The organism is Arthrobacter sp. MP_M4, from assembly GCF_035984855.1.
In the GTDB taxonomy this organism is placed as follows: domain Bacteria; phylum Actinomycetota; class Actinomycetes; order Actinomycetales; family Micrococcaceae; genus Arthrobacter.
Window position 1 is genome coordinate 359,565 of record NZ_JAXCHX010000001.1, and the last position, 16,551, is coordinate 376,115.

A 16,551-nucleotide genomic window follows, 5' to 3' on the forward strand; every position below is an offset into this window, starting at 1 on the left:
CTCTAAGGACTTCTACTACATATGACTATCAAAAGCCCCCTGTTGGCGCGCCCCGGCGCCGTTGAAGCGGCCGGGGCGGACGCCGGCGTCGCCTCCCATTACGGCGAACCGCTGCGGGAACAGCGGGCGCTGGCCGCCGGTACCGCCCTCGTGGATCTGTCCCACCGCGGTGTGGTCACCGTGACCGGACCGGACCGGCTGAGCTGGCTCAACACCCTGTCCTCACAGCAGCTCACGAACCTCCCGCCCGGTCAGTCCACCGAGCTGCTGCTCCTGAGCGTGCAGGGCCGGATCGAATTCGACGCGCGGGTGGTGGACGACGGCGCCACCACCTGGCTGATCGTCGAGGCAGCCGAGGCCGGACCGCTCGCCGAATGGCTCAACAAGATGAAATTCATGCTCCGGGTCGAGATTGCCGACGTGTCGGCGGACTGGGCCGTGCTGGGTTCCACCCGCCGGGTGCCTGAATTCTCCGGCCTGCTGGTCTGGGAGGATCCGTGGCCGCATGTCGGCGCAGGCGGCTACTCCTACGCGGTGGTGGATGAGGCCGGTCATCCAGGTCTTGAGCGGCCGTGGTTTGAATACCTGGTCCCGGCCGGTGAGTTGGAAGTTACCGCCGGCGAACGCCCGCTCGCCGGGGTCTGGGCGGCCGAGGCCCTGCGCATCGCAGCCTGGCGTCCGCGCTGGGGTGCCGAAACGGACGATCGGACCATCCCGCACGAGCTGGACCTGCTCCGCACCGCCGTGCACCTGGACAAAGGCTGCTACAAAGGCCAGGAGACCGTGGCCCGGGTCCACAATCTGGGCCACCCGCCGCGCCGGCTGGTGTTCCTGCAGCTCGACGGCTCGCAGCACACGATGCCCGCGGTCGGCAGCGAGGTCCGTTCCGGGGACCGGTTGGTGGGCGCCGTAACGTCCGTAGCGCAGCACTACGAGATGGGTCCCGTGGCGCTGGCCGTCGTCAAACGCTCTGTCGCCCCCGGGGAAGTGCTGACAGTCCTTGACGGCGAAGAGCCTTACACCGCGGCGCAGGAACTTATTGTGGCTCCGGATGCAGGCCAGGTTGTGGGACGGCGAACCGGTTTCCTGCGGGGAACCCGATGACCGGGGCGTCCCCGGCCCCTGACGAGGAGACCGTGGCGCTCGCCCACAAGCTCCTTGACGCCGCCCGCCAGGGGGATACCGCGATTCTTGGCAGCTACCTGGCCGCCGGGGTGCCGGCCACGCTGACGAACGCTGCCGGGGATTCGCTGCTGATGCTGGCCGCCTACCATGGTCACGCCGGCACCGTCCGGGTGATCCTTCAGCACGGCGGAGACGCCGGCGCCGCCAATGACCGCGGCCAGACACCGCTCGCCGGCGCGGTCTTCAAGGGGTACACGGATGTTGCGCAGGTGCTGCTCTTGGCCGGGGCCGACCCCGACGCCGGGACGCCCTCCGCCCGGGCGGCCGCGCAGATGTTCGACCGCAAGGACATCCTGGCCGTGCTCGGCTGATCGCTTCCCTCCGCACGGGATTTTTGCGTCGTAATACTCCATGTGGAATAGTTCTCTTGGAATAAGGGCGGAGCCGCTGGTGCCGCCGCAGGACGTATCGCGGGAAGGACAAGGCCTTATGGCGCGAACCGCACCCCTCACACCGCTCGGCGTTGCCGCACTGTCCCTGCTGGTCGAGGAGCCCATGCATCCGTATGAGATGTACCAGCTTCTGATGGCACGGCATGAGGACCGCCTCCTCAAGGTCCGGCCCGGAACGCTGTACCACGCGGTCGGACGGCTTGAAGAGCAGGGCCTGGTGGCAGCAGCCGGCACCGACCGCGAGGGCAACCGTCCGGAACGTACCACCTACGAGATTTCCGAGGCAGGGCGGGAAGCCTTGACCCACAGGATCCAGGACATGCTGTCCAGTCCCGTCAACGAGTATCCGGCGTTTCCGCTGGCTGTCTCGGAGGCGTACAACCTTCCGGCCGGGGTGGTGACCGAACTGCTCGACCGCCGTCTCAAGGGTTTGACGGAGCAGTTGGAGTTCCTCTCCGCGGGCGAGGACCGGCTCCGGACCAAGGGTGTCGAACGCAAGTACTGGATCGACATGGATTACCAGCGGGTCATGTTGACCGCCGAAATCGGCTGGATTCGGGACCTGCAGGACCGGCTGCACAGCGGCCGGCTTCCCTGGTAGCCCGTCCCGGACCCCGGCGCCGACGAACACCTTTCGCCGCACACTTTATACCTCCTCAACCTCAAAGGAATCCCATGGAAATCGTTGCCAGGCCGTGGCCGGCGCTGTGGTCACTCGTGATCGGGTTCTTTATGATCCTGATCGACACCACTATTGTCTCGGTGGCCAATCCCCGCATCATGGAGGGCTTGAACGCTGACATCAACTCAGTCATCTGGGTAACCAGTGCCTACCTGCTGGCCTACGCCGTGCCGCTGCTGATCACCGGCCGGCTGGGCGACCGTTTCGGCCCGAAGAAGCTCTACCTGACGGGGCTGGTCGTCTTTACGCTGGCGTCCCTGTGGTGCGGGCTCTCCGGGAACGTGGAGACGCTGATTCTGGCCCGCGTCTTCCAGGGCTTCGGAGCGGCGCTGATGACGCCGCAGACCATGGCCGTGATCACGCGGATCTTCCCGCCGGACCGGCGCGGAGCCGCGATGGGCATCTGGGGTGCCACTGCCGGCGTCGCCACCCTCGTGGGACCGATCCTTGGCGGCGTTCTCGTCGACGGTTTCGGCTGGGAATGGATCTTCTTCATCAACCTCCCGGTGGGAGTCGTCGGGTTTTTCCTGGCCCTGCGCTATGTTCCGTCGCTGAGCACCCACCCGCACAAGTTCGACATCCCCGGCGTGCTGCTCAGTGCGGTCGGGCTGTTCCTGCTGGTGTTCGGCATCCAGGAGGGCGAGACCTACAACTGGGGCACCATCTCCGGTCCCATCACGGTATGGGGGCTCATAATCGCCGGGATCGTCGTCCTGGTGGTCTTCGTCGTCTGGCAGAAGCTGAACAAGGGTGAACCGCTTCTGCCGCTGTCCCTCTTTAAGGACCGCAACTTCTCGCTGGCCAATATCAGCATCACCACTGTCGGTTTCACGGTGACTGCGTTCAGCCTGCCGTTGATCTTCTATTACCAGATCGTCCGTGGCCTGACCCCCACCGAGTCCGCGCTCATGATGGTCCCGATGGCCTTGATTTCCGGTGGCCTCGCGCCGGTGGTCGGCAAGATCATCGACCGGGTCAACCCGAAGTTCATCACCGCGGCCGGGCTGGTCCTGATGTCGGTGGCGCTGGTATGGAACGCGTCCCTGATGCACCCGGACACGCCGATTTGGCTGTTCCTGCTGCCCAGCGCGGTGCTGGGGTTCGCGAACGCGGGCATTTGGGCCCCCCTGAGCTCAACGGCCACCCGCAACCTGCCCCCACGCCAAGCGGGCGCCGGCTCGGGTGTCTACAACACCACCCGGCAGATCGGAGCCGTTCTCGGCAGTGCCGCCATTGCCGTCCTGATCCAGTCCCGGCTCGCGGCGGAGCTTCCGGCCGCCCCGGGTGCCTCCGGCGAGGCCAGCCCCATGGCCTTCGGCGGTGCGCTGCCCGAGGCGCTGCAGGAGGGATTCTCGACGGCGATGGGCCAGTCCATCCTGTTGCCCGCTGCCGTCATCCTGGTCGGCGCGGCGGTGGCGCTGTTCTTCGCCAAGCCCCAGCCGGTGCAAAGCTGGGGCGCGCCTGCTTCCGCTCCGGCAACGCCTGAGGGATCCGCAGTAAAGTCCGGCTGATGTTGAACGGGTGTGCTGCCGGATCAGCCCAGCAGCACACTGGTTTGGATGCCGCCGGCGGTGAAACCCAGGCTGCGGGCGACAGCCAGGGACCCTTTGTTGCTGACATCGGCGCGCCACTGCAGTGTCAGCCCGGAGGCGAGAGCCTCGTGTGCCGCTACTGAGGCGGCCAGGGAGCCCAGCCCGCGGCGGCGCCATTGCGGGGCCACCAGTACCCCCATTTGGGCCAGGATGCCCTCCCACTCGGTGTAGGCTCCGCAGGCCACCGGGGTCCGCCGGCCGTCCTCCATGTGCATGATGGTGAAGCGGTGCTCCAGGTCCGAGAGGCTTACTTCGTTGACGTCGTCCGGCGGGCAGAAGGCTTCCAGCTCCACGGCTTCCGGGCTTCCCTGCGAGACGGTCAGTTCGCCGGAGGGCTGGCGCAGCGGCAGGTCGTCCGCAAAGAACAGTGCCGAGGCCCCGAGCCCGTGCCCGCTGTGGTCCCGCGTAAGGGTCAGCAGGGTGCCGTGCTGCGCCAGTTCGCCGTCGGGCAGCCCGGCGGCGGCGTCGAGGGCCCATTGCGGGCCCACCAGAGCGGAATTGCCGAACAGCCGAATGAATTGGACAATCCGGGCGGTATCGTCGGCATGGATGATGCGGTCGCCCGCGGCAGCAGCAAACGCGTCGTCGTCGAGCCCCAGACGGCGGGCCCAGGCGAGCTGGATGATGGCGACCGAACCGGGCTCAAGAGTCATGCATCCACCCTACCCACCGGTGCGGCGGCGCCCGCCCGGGGCTCAGCCGAAGAGGACGGCGGCCTCGTCGTAACGGTTCTGCGGGACAGTCTTGAGGTTGCCCAGGGCGGCGTCGAAGCCAACATGGACGATGTCAGTTCCGTTCAGGGACACCATGGTGCCCCAGCGCTGTTCGACAACCGAGTCGATCGCGGCCATGCCCAGGCGGGTGGCCAGCACACGGTCGAACGCGGTCGGGACGCCGCCGCGCTGGATATGGCCCAGGACAGTCGCCCGGGTCTCGATGCCGGTCATGGCCTCAAGCTCAGGAGCCAGCCGCTCGGAAATTCCGCCGAGCCGCGGACGGCCAAAGGTATCCAGCCCGCGTTCTGAGTGCGGGGTTTCCTGATCGTCCGGGACGAATCCTTCCGCTACCACCACGAGCGGGGCACGGCCACGGTCGCGGGCGGAGGTGACCCATTCGGCGATCTGCTTCATGGAGGCTTTCTGCTCCGGGATCAGGATGGCGTGGGCACCCGAGGCCATGCCGGCGTGCAGGGCGATCCAGCCCACGTGGCGGCCCATCACCTCCGCGATCATGCAGCGGTGATGCGACTCTCCCGTGGTCCGCAGGCGGTCGATCGCCTCGGTGGCAATTTCCACGGCTGTGTCAAAACCGAAGGTGTAGTCCGTGGCATCGAGGTCGTTGTCGACGGTCTTGGGAACCCCGACGATCTTCAGCCCGGCGTCCGTGAGGCGTTTGGCCGCGGCCAGGGTACCTTCGCCGCCAATGGCAATAAGGGCGTCGATGCCCAACCGGTCCATGTTGGCCTTGATGACGTCGGGCCCGCCGTTGTTTTCAAACGGGTTGGTGCGGGAGGTGCCCAGGATGGTCCCGCCCTGCTTGGCGATGCCGCGGACCATGGTGCGCGGGATGTCGATGGTGTCGCCCTCGACAACGCCGCGCCAGCCGTCCAGGAACCCCACGAATTCGTGGCCATGGACGGCGATGCCCTTCAGGACGGCGCCGCGGATGACGGCGTTCAGTCCGGGGCAGTCGCCGCCACTGGTGAGGATTCCTATTTTCATGTCTCGGCTCAAATCCTGGTTCGAAGGTGTACAGGCAGAGCGCCACGCTGAGCTCACCCTAGAGTCTAATGGCGCATGTGGGGCAGGACACAAACGGTGACTATGCCGAGATGCCCCCGCCGGAGGCAGGGGCACAGGGGTCCTTTTCGGGACGGTCGTTCTTTGTCGGAACAGTCGTTCTTACGGGCGCGCTGAGCGGTTCGCCAGGAGCGACTCAAGGACGATGCCGTTTCGCTGGTCGGGCAGGAGCAGCCAGGCCACGAGATAGAACACAAATGCCGGTCCGGGGAGCAGTGCGAAGAGCAGGAAAGCGATCCGGACGAACGCCACGTCCACATTGAGCTTGGCGGCGATGCCGCCACAGACTCCGCCCAACCAACGCTGCGGACCACGTTTCAGGCCGAGGCCCCTGACGGTGCTGTAGAACTTTTCCATGGCTTAAGACTTCCGTGTTGAGGTGGCTTTGTCACGTCCGCGGGCGGAAAGCAGCCCGCCGACCACGAGTGCGGCGCCCGCGCCGATCATCAGGCCGATCAGCACGTAGGTGCCGTTGAGGGCCACGATGCCGAGTTGGGCGACGATGATGAGCGCTGCGAGGGCCACCACGATCAGCCCCCAGACCACGGTACCCACGCGGGGTGAGGAGTCCTGCTGCGGTACGTCGGGGCCGGACGGGGCGCCCGGACTGCGGCCTTTCCGCCCGCTGGCCGGCGCGTCGTAAGTGCTCATGTCAGTTGCCTTCCTTGATGGTGACGTTGCTGAAGGTGCCGTCGATGGTGAGGATCAGCGTAGCCCCCGGCTTGCCGGTGTTGTAGGTGCGCTGCTGGCTGGTCATGCCTCCGTGGCTTTGGCTGCCTTCATTGAGGTTGCCCATGGTGATGTCGGCGCGGACCTCCACCGGTACCGTGTCCGGGATGACCACCGTGAGGTTGCTGGCCGTTGCGTCGATTGGGACCACAAGGTCCGTTCCCAACGGAGGGTTCAGCGCGAGCCGGGTCAGGTCCACGGTTCCGGTTCCGGCGGTGATGTCGAACCCGCCGCGGGCCTGGTCGATGCTCGCGGGGTACCAGTCGGCGTTCTGCGGGCGGAAGCGGTCGCCGTTGGGGAGGACATTGAAGATGCCGCCCACGATCAGGGCCACCGCGGCGAAGAACCCGAGGATGCCCGAGGTGCGGCACCTGAGCCCGGACACCAGGATGCCGAGGCCCAGGATGACGGCGCCGCTGGCCCAGACGATGGCGTTGCTGGAGGTGCCGAGATCGATGACGTTCGCGGCGTCGAGGGCCTTGAGACCGCCGCCCACCAGCAGCGCCAGGCCAACGGTCACCGCCACTGCGGGGGAGCCGGGACCGGGGTTCCGGGGTTTGACCGGCGGGATGGATGCCCCGCCGGGGTCCGGCCGGTAGCCGCCGCCGGGCGGAGGGGCAGGAGTGGACGGCGGGGGCGTGCCCCAACCCGCTGCGGACGCTGGCGGGCCGCCGTAGCCGGGGAAGGGCGTGCCGCTGTAATCCGCCGGGGTAGTTCCGCTGTAATCCGCCGCGGTATAGGGGTCGGTTTGGGGGGTGGCTGTCTTGGGGGTGCCTTCATTCCGGGATTTGTTGCGCTGGGTCAGGTAGTAAATGAGGTAGATGACCCCACCCACCCAGAAAACGGTCCAGATGAACGGGCCCGCGCCGTAACGGTCCCAGCCCCAAAACCCGGTGCCCAGGCTGGGGAAACCGATCACTGTGGTGATCAGGGCCCCGGTCATCCCTGACGACCAGCGGCCTGCGGCCGCTTCCTGGACGTGGATCCGGCCGTCGGGTTCGGGCAGGAGTGCCCATGCGATGCCGTAGAGGACGACGCCGACGCCGGCAAAGACGGTCAGGACAATAAGGATGCCGCGGACAATCAGCGGGTCGACGCCGAAGCGCTCGGCGATGCCGCTGGCCACCCCGCCGACCCACCGCTCCCGGCCGCGGCGGATGCCCTGGCGGCGGATCCAATCGAAGAAGTTCTCCGGCTGGCTGCCGGCCGGCGGGGGTGTCGGGCCGGGTGTCGGGCCGGGGGCCGGGCCGAGATAGGGCGGTGGCGGAGGAGTTCCTGCGCCGGCGCCGGCGGCAAAGTCCAACGGAAGGGTCGCGGACATGTCCACCGGTGCGGTCGCCGTAGTCTCTGCTGACATCCCCGCGGAGGACGCCCCGGGCTGCCCGGTCGTTTGGTCCGGGACGGGCGCCGCGGAGGGCCCAAGCGATTGTCCGGCGGATTGTCCGGCGGTGCCGCCCGCCGGGGCGGAACCGTCATCGGGGTGCTCAGTGTGCGGATTCATACTTCGATCCTCCCGCCCGTTCCGGATCCGCTCTACTGGGGAACACCCTGAACCGCCCCTGAGTGGCCCCCGGTTCGCGCCGAATACACCTCCGGGGAGCCCTGATCCGTGTTTGGATTGACACATGACAACCGCCGCTTCCCGCCCGCCGCTGGTCCGCGGCGGCGACCGGGTGATCGCCGGCGTCTGCGCCGGCCTTGCGCTGCACCTGGGCTGGCCGGTGAAGATGGTGCGGATCGGCATGGTGATTGCGGCGCTCGCCGGCGGCGCCGGCATCGCGTTCTACGCCTGGCTGTGGATTATGGTCCCCACCGCGGACGAAAGCGCCAAACGCAACGCCCGCCGCCCGGCGTCGCCCATCGCTCCCGCGGTGAGCGAGCCGTACCCGGGTCCCAATGCCGGCGCCCTTCAGTGGCAACCGACGGCGGCAACCTTCCCGGGGCCGGCGGCCGCAGGGGCAGCAGCGGGAAGTCCGGCAGCGGGACCCGACACCGCCGTGGGCGCCAACGTCCCTGCCAGTTCCTGGCAGGGACGGGTCACCGCCATGCGTTACGGCAAGGAGATCCTCCTCGGGGCGGCCCTGCTGCTGGCCGCCGGCATCCTGATCGCCCGCCTGCTCGGCGTTGAGGTTCCCCTCGGCACCTTGATACCGGTTGCGGCCATCCTGGGTGGCGCCGCAATCGCGTGGATGCAGTTGGACGAGACACGGCGGGCTGGTCTTGTGGACCGGACCAAGGCGGACCAGGCCGGCGGCTGGGCCAGGCTGGCCGCCGGACTGGCACTGGTGGTGACCGGGGTCCTGCTCATGGTGTCCGGCTCCGGTTCCTGGGAACAGACCTGGCTTGCGTTGCTGGCCTCGGTGGCAGTGCTGGGCGGAGTGGCCCTGGTCCTGCTGCCCTGGGGGCTGAAGTTCTGGCGCGACCTGGAAACAGAACGCGCCGGCCGGGTCCGTGCCACCGAACGCGCCGAGATCGCCGCCCACCTCCACGACTCCGTGCTGCAGACACTGGCACTGATTCAGCGGCGCGCCGGCAACGAAACCGACGTCGTCCGCCTCGCCCGCGCCCAGGAGCGCGAGTTGCGCGGCTGGCTGTACCGGGATCCGGGCAAGGACGCGGGTCAATTGTCCGAGGGCGTCAAAGCTGCAGCGGCAGAAGTGGAGGACACCCTGGGCAACGCGGTGGAGGTGGTGGCGGTGGGCGACTGTGCCATGACTGAAAGCCTGGAGGCGCTCGTGCAAGCCGCGCGTGAGGCGATGCTGAACGCGGCCCGCCACGGCGGGGGCGCCGTGTCGGTGTACTTGGAAGTCACCGATGGTGCGGCCGAGGTCTTCGTCAAGGACCGCGGCGCCGGCTTCGACCTGGACGCTGTCCCGACTGACAGGCTGGGAATCCGGGAATCCATTATGGGCCGGATGAAACGCCACGGCGGTACCGCCGGCATCAGCAGCAGCCCGGAAGGCACCGAGGTCCGGCTGAGGCTGTCGCGCTCGGCCGGACCATCCATCGGCGCCGCCACCAACAACAGCAATCGAGAGGCAACACTGTGACCAACGCCGAAGCGGAGGCGGCCCCGCCCGTCATCCGCGTGGTGATCGTGGATGACCACGCGATCTTCCGCTCGGGTCTGAAAGCCGATCTGGACCCGGCCATAGTGGTCGCCGGGGAGGCCGGGACAGTCGAAGAGGCCCTTGCTGTGATCGCAGCGGTACGTCCCGACGTCGTGCTCCTCGATGTCCACTTGCCCGGCGGGCTGGGCGGTGGGGGACGCGAGGTGCTGGCCGGTTCGGCGCCCCTGATGGGCAGCACCCGGTTCCTTGCCTTGAGCGTCTCGGACGCGGCCGAGGACGTCGTCTCGGTTATCCGTGCCGGGGCCCGCGGCTATGTCACAAAAACCATCTCCGGAGCCGGGATTTCCGACGCCGTCCGCCGGGTGGCCGGCGGAGATGCCGTCTTTTCGCCCCGGCTGGCAGGGTTCGTCCTGGATGCCTTCGGGACCGCCCCGGCCGACATCGCCGACGACGAACTGGACAGGCTGTCCGTCCGGGAACTGGAGGTGATGCGGCTCATCGCTCGCGGCTACAGCTATAAGGAAGTCGCCAAGGGGCTCTTCATTTCCATTAAGACGGTCGAGACACATGTTTCCGCTGTCTTGCGCAAGCTCCAGCTCTCCAGCCGCCACGAACTCACCCGCTGGGCCGCCGAACGCAGGCTCCTCTGACCCGGGACACCACCAAAACCGACGCTCCGGCACTTCCGCCGGCTATCCGGCGGACGCAGCAGCAGCAGCAGCAGCAGGCGACGGCTGCGGGAGCGTCCGTCTCCGGGCTGCGAAACCTGCGGGAGGGTCGTTACCCGGCCTTGCCGAGGAAGTCCTGCAGGCGCGCGACGCCGGTTGCGAGGTCGTCGTCGCCCAGGGCATAGGAGAGGCGCAGGTAGCCGGACGGGCCGAAAGCCTCACCCGGAACTACAGCCACCTCGACTTCATCAAGGATCAGGGCAGCCAGCTCCGCGGACGTCGACGGCCGGACAGGCCCGTTCGCGGAGGGAAATTCCTTCCCGAGGAGGGCGCGGACGTCGGCGTAGACGTAGAAGGCGCCCGTCGGCGTCGGGCATTCCACACCCTCGATTGCGTTCAGCCCGGCCACGATGGCTTTCCGGCGCCGGTCGAAAGCGAGCTTCATCTCATCGACCGCTGTCAGGGGGCCCGAGACCGCGGCTAGGGCCGCCATCTGCGGAATGTTCGAGACATTGGAGGTGGCGTGCGACTGCAGGTTCGTGGCGGCCTTGATGACATCGGCCGGGCCGATCATCCAGCCCACACGCCAGCCGGTCATCGCGTAGGTCTTTGCCACGCCGTTGAGGATGACCACCTTGTCACCGAGCTCCGGAACGGCCGTGGCGATCGAGGTGAACGGCACCCCGTCATAGGTCAGGTGCTCGTAGATCTCATCCGTAACCACCCACAGGCCCTTGGCTGCCGCCCACTGTCCGATCTCGCGGACCTGATCCGGAGAGTACACCGCGCCCGTGGGGTTGGAGGGGGAGACGAAAAGGAGGATCTTGGTGCGGTCCGTGAGCGCGGCTTCGAGCTGCTGGACCGTCACCAGGTATCCCTGTTCCGGTCCGGCGAACACCTCGACCGGCACGCCGCCCGCCAGGCGGATGGCCTCCGGGTAGGTGGTCCAGAACGGCGTCGGGACAATGACCTCGTCGCCCGGATCCAGCAGTGTGGCGAAGGTGTTGTACACGGCCTGCTTGCCGCCATTGGTGACAAGCACCTGGGCTGCGTCGGCCCGGTAACCGGAGTCGCGGAATGTTTTCTCGGCGATTGCCTGCTTCAGTTCAGGCAGGCCGCCGGCCGGGGAATACCGGTGGTACTTGGGCTGCGTCGCGGCTGCGATGGCTGCCTGCACGATGTAGTCAGGGGTCGGGAAGTCCGGCTCGCCGGCGCCGAAGCCAATAACCGGCCGGCCGGCCGCCTTCAGCGCCTTCGCCTTGGCATCGACAGCCAACGTGGCGGATTCGGCAATAGCGGAAATTCGCTGTGAAATGCGGGCGGCAGGCATCGCGGGTCCATTCTTCGCTAGCAGCCTCAGTGGCTGTTGGTGGGGATTCGACAGAACCTACTCTAAGCCGTTCACCGGATCGATTGCGGTGCCGGCGGGCAAATGTGACTGCCCAGCCGCGATGTCCTTCGGCGGCCAGCAGTCCGGCCCGCCCCACGCCCGTACTTCCCGGTATGAGTTCGGTATCTGCCCGGGAATTCGGGGGCCTCCCGCGCCCGGGAGGGGCCGGTTCGACGTAGCCGCAGTTGTTGCGTAGACTGGTTCTCCGGTGTTGAAAACACGATGATGGTCTGCGCCTCAGGAAAGTCTGAGGATGTTGGCAGCGGCGGGTTTTCAATCCATAGGGTAGTGGCGCAATTGGTAGCGCAGCGGTCTCCAAAACCGCAGGTTGCAGGTTCGAGTCCTGTCTGCCCTGCGCAAGCTGTTCCGGTTTCTCCGGAACAAGCGCAGCAACCATGGTTCAGTTCAGAGCCGGGAAATCCGACATTGCGAGGATGAGTGAGATCCAGGTGACCGAAACGGCTGCAAGCAGCTCCAGTGGCCGCCCCGCCAAGAATGCCCCCAAGGCAGGCTTCTTCGCTCGTATCGCGCTTTTCGTCCGCCAGGTGATCGGCGAGCTGAAGAAGGTCGTTGCACCCACCCGCAAAGAACTGATCAACTACACGCTCGTGGTGCTGGTGTTCGTCGTCATCATGATGCTCATCGTCACCGTGCTGGATCTGGCTTTCGGGGTCGGCGTGGGCTGGGTCTTCGGCGGCACGGGCCCCTCCGACCGCTAAGGCGACCGGTCCGCAGACTGCGTGGACAACCCCCGGGATTCCGGCGGTGCCGCGGGGTGTGCGGAATTGAGTCATTTAAATAGGCATGTTAGGCAATGAGGAAGCAGGAGACCAAGTGTCTGAGCAGGAGCTCGAGGTAACTGAGGCTGAGCTGGAGAAGAGCCAGGACGCCGCGGTGGAAACCGGGGAGCAGTCCGAGGCCGTATCCGCTGCGCCCGCATCCGACGTCGCTGACGAGGCCGCTCAAACGGCCGAAGCCGACGCAGAAGAAGAGGCCGCGGCAGATGAGTCGGCCGAAGCGGATTCTGACGCCGCAGCCGCTGGCGACGAACCGGCAGGCGAAGAAGCAGCCGGAGCGGAGTCGGACGATGACGCGCTGGCCGCCGCCGCCGCTGCCGCTGAGGTGGATCCGGCTGACGAGTTCAAAGCCAAGCTGCGCCGCCAGGAGGGTGATTGGTACGTCATCCACTCCTATGCCGGCTACGAAAACCGCGTCAAGGCCAACCTTGAAACCCGCATCCAGACCCTGGACATGGAAGATTACATCTTCGAAATCCAGGTTCCGATGGAGGAAGTCGTTGAGATCAAGAACGCTCAGCGCAAGGTCATCAACCGCGTCCGCATTCCCGGTTACGTTCTGGTCCGCATGGACCTGACGGATGCCTCCTGGGGCGCGGTCCGCCACACCCCCGGTGTCACCGGCTTCGTGGGCAACGCCCACAACCCGGTCCCGCTGCGCCTTGATGAGGTCTTCTCCATGCTCGCCCCGGTCTTCGAAGAAGAGCAGGCCGAGAAGGGCAAGCCGGTCAAGCACGCTGCCGCGCAGATCGACGTCGACTTCGAGGTTGGCGAGTCGGTCATCGTCAAGGAGGGTCCGTTCGAAACCCTCCCGGCCACGATCTCCGAGATCAAGGTGGATTCCCAGACCCTCGTGGTGCTGGTGTCCATCTTTGAGCGCGAGACCCCGGTCACGCTGGCCTTCAACCAGGTAAGCAAGATCTAGTTTCCCCACAGAATTCGCCCCGGGCTGCCCGCTTTAGCAGCCAGGGGCGGCCGGTCGCCTCGCCATGGCGGCCAAGAACCTGAGGCACGCTCCTGTGTCCCAGGAAGTAATTGAGAGAAGGACCCTACATTGGCTCCCAAGAAGAAGGTCACCGGCCTCATCAAGCTGCAGATCCAGGCAGGTGCCGCTAACCCGGCCCCGCCGATCGGTCCTGCGCTTGGCCAGCACGGTGTCAACATCATGGAATTCTGCAAGGCGTACAACGCTGCGACGGAAGCCCAGCGCGGCAACGTTATCCCGGTTGAAATCACGGTCTACGAGGACCGCTCATTCACGTTCATCACCAAGACCCCGCCGGCCGCGGAACTGATCAAGAAGGCTGCAGGCGTTGCCAAGGGTTCACCGACCCCGCACACCGTCAAGGTCGCCAAGCTGACCCAGGCCCAGGTCATTGAGATTGCCACCACCAAAATGGAAGACCTCAACGCCACGAGCCTCGAAGGCGCTGCGAAGATCATCGCCGGCACCGCCCGTTCCATGGGTATCACCGTCGAAGGCTAAGAGCCTTCCCCGCCGGGCAACCGGCACCACCTACACATTGAAATGTCGGCGGTTCATTTCAGGAATCCCGACTGTGGCAGGGCCCAGCGCGGTCCGCAGACCACAACTGCACAAGGAGAAATAAGCAGCATGGCAAAGCGCAGCAAAGCATATGAGGCAGCCGCAGCCAAGATCGACGCGGAGAAGTTCTACGCGCCGTTCGAGGCAGTGACGCTCGCCAAGGACACTAACCCGTCCAAGTTCGACGCCACCGTTGAGGTCGCTTTCCGCCTCGGCGTTGATCCCCGCAAGGCCGATCAGATGGTCCGCGGCACCGTTATCCTGCCCCACGGCACCGGTAAGACCGCCCGTGTTCTCGTTTTCGCAACGGGCGACAAGGCTGAGGCAGCAATCGCTGCCGGCGCCGACTTCGTTGGTTCCGATGACCTGATCGAGAAGATCGCCGCCGGCTGGACCGACTTCGACGCCGCCGTCGCGACCCCTGACCTCATGGGCAAGGTTGGCCGTCTCGGCAAGGTCCTGGGTCCGCGTAACCTGATGCCGAACCCGAAGACCGGCACCGTGACCGCTGATGTCACGAAGGCCGTCAACGACATCAAGGGCGGCAAGATCGACTTCCGCGTCGACAAGCACTCCAACCTGCACTTCATCATCGGCAAGGTTTCCTTCGACGCCCTCAAGCTGGCGGAGAACTACGCCGCCGCACTGGAAGAGGTTCTTCGCCTCAAGCCGTCCGCTTCCAAGGGCCGGTACATCCAGAAGGCCACCGTTGCCACCACGTTCGGCCCGGGCATCACGGTTGACCCCAACGTCACCAAGGTCCTGACCGAGGTCTAACCGCAGCCGCCGTTCAGTCGGCAGCAGCACCAGGTAGGTGGAAAGACCGTCCCGCATTCGCGGGGCGGTCTTTCCTGCGTTCCGGGCCCCGGATGCTCCCGACGCCGGGGATTTCCTCGACGTCGGGGAATTCTGCGAGGAGCTGACACAGCGGACCTGGGGAAACCCCGACCTGGAGCGGCCGCTACCAGGAACGGTATGCCGGACGGCTCGCCGTGCTGATGTTGAGCCTAAGCACTGATGCCCCGTGGGCGGCTTCAGCCACGCTTGGGAGGGATGGGATGTAGCACGGGTGCGCCATATCATGGCCACCTGGCGGCGCGCCGGCTGGGGCGGGGAATGGTAACGGACAGTCAGTGCCGCCTGAGGCGCGAAAAGGGCTACGCCACCCATTGCTGGCGGAACATATTTTGCCGAACACGTTGATGGAACGGCAGCCCGAACCGGCATATGCTGGCGGTGGTAGCCCGGTTCTCGCCGGGTTTCCGGCGCCCATGGATGGCAGAACAGCTGGGGATGATGCCCGTTATGGCAAATGATGTACGGATAGAACAGCTGTGGATTCCCGATTCGCTGGACGGCGCGGACGCTGCCGACTTCATAACCGCGGTCGAAGTGGGACGCAGGGTGCGGATGCAGACGTGGGGGAGTGACGACCTCGCGTACGCACCGCAGGAAAAATTGCTCGAGATGGCTGACCCTTACGAGCGCCAGGTCATTCTTGTAGCCAGGGTAGACGGGGACATCGTCGGAACCGTCGACATTGCCTTGCCTCTGGCGGATAACCTGGACCTCGCGGAATTCGCGCTGGATATTCTGCCGGAATTCCAAGGACGGGGCGTGGGCAGGCGACTACTGGAGGCTGCCGAGCACTTCGCCCGGGGCGAAGGCAGGCACACCATCCTGATTGACACGAACCATTCGCGTGCCTCCCTGGGTGACAGCGGCGCCGGGCAACTGATTCCCGGCACGGGCCTGGGCTTCGTTCCAATGAACAGCCGGGAGGTCGAATTCGCCCGCCACAGCGGCTACACCCTTCAGCACATCGAACAATTCAGTGCCTGCACTCTGCCGCTGGACAGCAAGCTCGTGGAGGAGCTGGAAACCGAGGCCCAGGAAGCCAACGCAGGCCGCTACCGCCTGCACCACTGGACAGATCAGTGCCCGGATCAATGGCTTGAAGCCGTCGTGAAGCTCGAAAACAGTGCGGGCGAAGACGGCGTGCCGGGGGCCGATGACACGGATATGGTGTTCGACGGCGGCATCCTCCGCGAGGCGGAAGACGTCGCCATCGCGCAGGGCCGCCGGACGGTGGTCACCGCCGTCGAGGAGATCGCTACCGGCGAGCTGGTTGGACTGACGACGATCAGCGTCCTCGCCCTCAGACCCGATGTCGTCTTCCAGGATGACACCGTGGTCCTGCGCAAGCACCGGGGGAACAAGCTGGGTCTGCTGATCAAGGTCGCGAACATGGAACGGCTAGCCGAGCAGTTCCCGGGCGCCCGGGTCCTCTACACCTGGAATGCGCCGGAAAACCGGTACCTGCTCAAGGTCAACCAGCAGTTGGGGTTCACCACGGCCGGAGTCACGGGCCTCTGGCAAAAGGAACTCCCGGACTTCGGCCCCAGCACCAGCTGAACGGGGCGCACGGGGTCCGATTTGGAACACCCGCTCCGACTCGCGTAAGCTGGGTAAACCAAAGACCGTCGGTTGTTGGAAATTCACTCTCCCAAGCAAGGCTCACTTCTGCAGTCGCGCCGGGAGAGCCAGTGGATTTCCAGACGAAGGACCCTGAACAGAGGGCGGCCGGCGCAGGTGAACGAAGCAAAGCTCCGCAGTCATGGACTGCGTCGAGACAAGCCCCGTGCATCTGCGCGGGGCGTTTTTAGTTTTTAGCTCTTTTGAGCGGGGACCGGGACTCAC

The 16,551-nt window shown here is 66.2% G+C and carries 17 protein-coding genes and 1 tRNA gene; 12 read left to right on the forward strand and 6 right to left on the reverse strand.

All coding sequences use genetic code 11. The features are described 5' to 3' along the window. Positions 1–21 precede the first annotated feature (21 nt). From ygfZ to RCH15_RS01800, 4 genes are all read left to right on the forward strand, one after another. The gene (ygfZ, locus tag RCH15_RS01785) at positions 22–1,104 is read left to right on the forward strand and encodes a CAF17-like 4Fe-4S cluster assembly/insertion protein YgfZ (protein WP_326957428.1); all 1,083 of its coding nucleotides are present in this window, start codon (positions 22–24) and stop codon (positions 1,102–1,104) included. After that, a complete protein-coding gene (locus RCH15_RS01790) occupies positions 1,101–1,496 on the forward strand; it encodes an ankyrin repeat domain-containing protein (RefSeq protein WP_326957430.1) in 396 nt (131 codons plus the stop codon). The genes ygfZ and RCH15_RS01790 overlap by 4 nt, the downstream gene beginning before the upstream one ends. Positions 1,497–1,614: 118 nt before the next feature. Beyond that, the gene (locus tag RCH15_RS01795) at positions 1,615–2,178 is read left to right on the forward strand and encodes a PadR family transcriptional regulator (protein ID WP_326957432.1); all 564 of its coding nucleotides are present in this window, start codon (positions 1,615–1,617) and stop codon (positions 2,176–2,178) included. Positions 2,179–2,252: 74 nt separating this feature from the next. Beyond that, positions 2,253–3,770 carry a DHA2 family efflux MFS transporter permease subunit gene (locus RCH15_RS01800; RefSeq protein WP_326957435.1) on the forward strand — a complete coding sequence of 506 codons (1,518 nt, stop codon included), beginning with the start codon at positions 2,253–2,255 and terminating at the stop codon, positions 3,768–3,770. A gap of 23 nt (positions 3,771–3,793) precedes the next feature. Here the strand turns inward: RCH15_RS01800 and RCH15_RS01805 are convergent, their stop codons facing one another. The 5 genes from RCH15_RS01805 to RCH15_RS01825 form a co-directional block, all read right to left on the reverse strand. After that, the gene (locus tag RCH15_RS01805; protein ID WP_326957437.1) at positions 3,794–4,504 is read right to left on the reverse strand and encodes a GNAT family N-acetyltransferase; all 711 of its coding nucleotides are present in this window, start codon (positions 4,502–4,504) and stop codon (positions 3,794–3,796) included. Between the two features lie 42 nt (positions 4,505–4,546). Beyond that, a complete protein-coding gene (locus RCH15_RS01810) occupies positions 4,547–5,572 on the reverse strand; it encodes a 6-phosphofructokinase (RefSeq protein WP_326957439.1) in 1,026 nt (341 codons plus the stop codon). A 180-nt stretch (positions 5,573–5,752) separates the two neighbouring features. Beyond that, positions 5,753–6,007, reverse strand: coding sequence for a PspC domain-containing protein (locus RCH15_RS01815; RefSeq protein ID WP_326957442.1), 255 nt, complete (start codon positions 6,005–6,007; stop codon positions 5,753–5,755). A gap of 3 nt (positions 6,008–6,010) precedes the next feature. Further along, on the reverse strand, positions 6,011–6,301 hold the full coding sequence (locus tag RCH15_RS01820; protein WP_326957444.1) for a hypothetical protein: 291 nt from the start codon (positions 6,299–6,301) through the stop codon (positions 6,011–6,013). 1 nt (position 6,302) lies between these two features. Continuing rightward, positions 6,303–7,880, reverse strand: coding sequence for a PspC domain-containing protein (locus RCH15_RS01825; RefSeq protein WP_326957446.1), 1,578 nt, complete (start codon positions 7,878–7,880; stop codon positions 6,303–6,305). A gap of 124 nt (positions 7,881–8,004) precedes the next feature. On the opposite strand from RCH15_RS01825, the gene RCH15_RS01830 reads away from it, so the two are divergent. Both RCH15_RS01830 and RCH15_RS01835 read left to right on the forward strand, forming a co-directional pair. Continuing rightward, entirely contained in the window at positions 8,005–9,429 is a 1,425-nt protein-coding gene (locus RCH15_RS01830; protein WP_326957448.1) for an ATP-binding protein, read from the forward strand. Continuing rightward, positions 9,426–10,100, forward strand: coding sequence for a response regulator transcription factor (locus RCH15_RS01835; protein ID WP_326957450.1), 675 nt, complete (start codon positions 9,426–9,428; stop codon positions 10,098–10,100). Before RCH15_RS01830 ends, RCH15_RS01835 begins: the two co-directional genes overlap by 4 nt. Before the next feature lie 130 nt (positions 10,101–10,230). On the opposite strand, the gene RCH15_RS01840 is transcribed toward RCH15_RS01835, so the two are convergent. Further along, positions 10,231–11,448 (reverse strand): pyridoxal phosphate-dependent aminotransferase, encoded by a 1,218-nt coding sequence (locus tag RCH15_RS01840; RefSeq protein WP_326957452.1) that lies wholly within the window; start codon positions 11,446–11,448, stop codon positions 10,231–10,233. 342 nt (positions 11,449–11,790) lie between these two features. Here RCH15_RS01840 and RCH15_RS01845 point away from each other — a divergent pair. From RCH15_RS01845 to RCH15_RS01870, 6 genes are all read left to right on the forward strand, one after another. Then, positions 11,791–11,863 (forward strand) — tRNA-Trp (locus RCH15_RS01845). Between the two features lie 79 nt (positions 11,864–11,942). Beyond that, positions 11,943–12,227 carry a preprotein translocase subunit SecE gene (secE, locus tag RCH15_RS01850; protein WP_326957453.1) on the forward strand — a complete coding sequence of 95 codons (285 nt, stop codon included), beginning with the start codon at positions 11,943–11,945 and terminating at the stop codon, positions 12,225–12,227. A gap of 115 nt (positions 12,228–12,342) precedes the next feature. Continuing rightward, positions 12,343–13,230, forward strand: coding sequence for a transcription termination/antitermination protein NusG (gene nusG, locus RCH15_RS01855; protein WP_326957455.1), 888 nt, complete (start codon positions 12,343–12,345; stop codon positions 13,228–13,230). Between the two features lie 129 nt (positions 13,231–13,359). Then, complete coding sequence (rplK, locus tag RCH15_RS01860) at positions 13,360–13,791, forward strand: 50S ribosomal protein L11 (RefSeq protein WP_326957457.1); 432 nt, start codon at positions 13,360–13,362, stop codon at positions 13,789–13,791. A 129-nt stretch (positions 13,792–13,920) separates the two neighbouring features. Further along, positions 13,921–14,628, forward strand: coding sequence for a 50S ribosomal protein L1 (rplA, locus tag RCH15_RS01865; protein WP_326957459.1), 708 nt, complete (start codon positions 13,921–13,923; stop codon positions 14,626–14,628). A gap of 528 nt (positions 14,629–15,156) precedes the next feature. Further along, positions 15,157–16,266, forward strand: a complete 1,110-nt coding sequence (locus RCH15_RS01870) for a GNAT family N-acetyltransferase (RefSeq protein ID WP_326957461.1) — start codon at positions 15,157–15,159, stop codon at positions 16,264–16,266. Positions 16,267–16,551: the final 285 nt, after the last annotated feature.

What these genes read in the sequence shown, in the direction of transcription:
- ygfZ (WP_326957428.1), top strand. Translation starts at nt 22, where the DNA reads ATGACTATCAAAAGCCCCCTGTTGGCGCGCCCCGGCGCCGTTGAAGCG.
- RCH15_RS01790 (WP_326957430.1), top strand. Translation starts at nt 1,101, where the DNA reads ATGACCGGGGCGTCCCCGGCCCCTGACGAGGAGACCGTGGCGCTCGCC.
- RCH15_RS01795 (WP_326957432.1), top strand. Translation starts at nt 1,615, where the DNA reads ATGGCGCGAACCGCACCCCTCACACCGCTCGGCGTTGCCGCACTGTCC.
- RCH15_RS01800 (WP_326957435.1), top strand. Translation starts at nt 2,253, where the DNA reads ATGGAAATCGTTGCCAGGCCGTGGCCGGCGCTGTGGTCACTCGTGATC.
- RCH15_RS01805 (WP_326957437.1), bottom strand. Translation starts at nt 4,504, where the DNA reads ATGACTCTTGAGCCCGGTTCGGTCGCCATCATCCAGCTCGCCTGGGCC.
- RCH15_RS01810 (WP_326957439.1), bottom strand. Translation starts at nt 5,572, where the DNA reads ATGAAAATAGGAATCCTCACCAGTGGCGGCGACTGCCCCGGACTGAAC.
- RCH15_RS01815 (WP_326957442.1), bottom strand. Translation starts at nt 6,007, where the DNA reads ATGGAAAAGTTCTACAGCACCGTCAGGGGCCTCGGCCTGAAACGTGGT.
- RCH15_RS01820 (WP_326957444.1), bottom strand. Translation starts at nt 6,301, where the DNA reads ATGAGCACTTACGACGCGCCGGCCAGCGGGCGGAAAGGCCGCAGTCCG.
- RCH15_RS01825 (WP_326957446.1), bottom strand. Translation starts at nt 7,880, where the DNA reads ATGAATCCGCACACTGAGCACCCCGATGACGGTTCCGCCCCGGCGGGC.
- RCH15_RS01830 (WP_326957448.1), top strand. Translation starts at nt 8,005, where the DNA reads ATGACAACCGCCGCTTCCCGCCCGCCGCTGGTCCGCGGCGGCGACCGG.
- RCH15_RS01840 (WP_326957452.1), bottom strand. Translation starts at nt 11,448, where the DNA reads ATGCCTGCCGCCCGCATTTCACAGCGAATTTCCGCTATTGCCGAATCC.
- secE (WP_326957453.1), top strand. Translation starts at nt 11,943, where the DNA reads ATGAGTGAGATCCAGGTGACCGAAACGGCTGCAAGCAGCTCCAGTGGC.
- rplA (WP_326957459.1), top strand. Translation starts at nt 13,921, where the DNA reads ATGGCAAAGCGCAGCAAAGCATATGAGGCAGCCGCAGCCAAGATCGAC.
- RCH15_RS01870 (WP_326957461.1), top strand. Translation starts at nt 15,157, where the DNA reads ATGGCAAATGATGTACGGATAGAACAGCTGTGGATTCCCGATTCGCTG.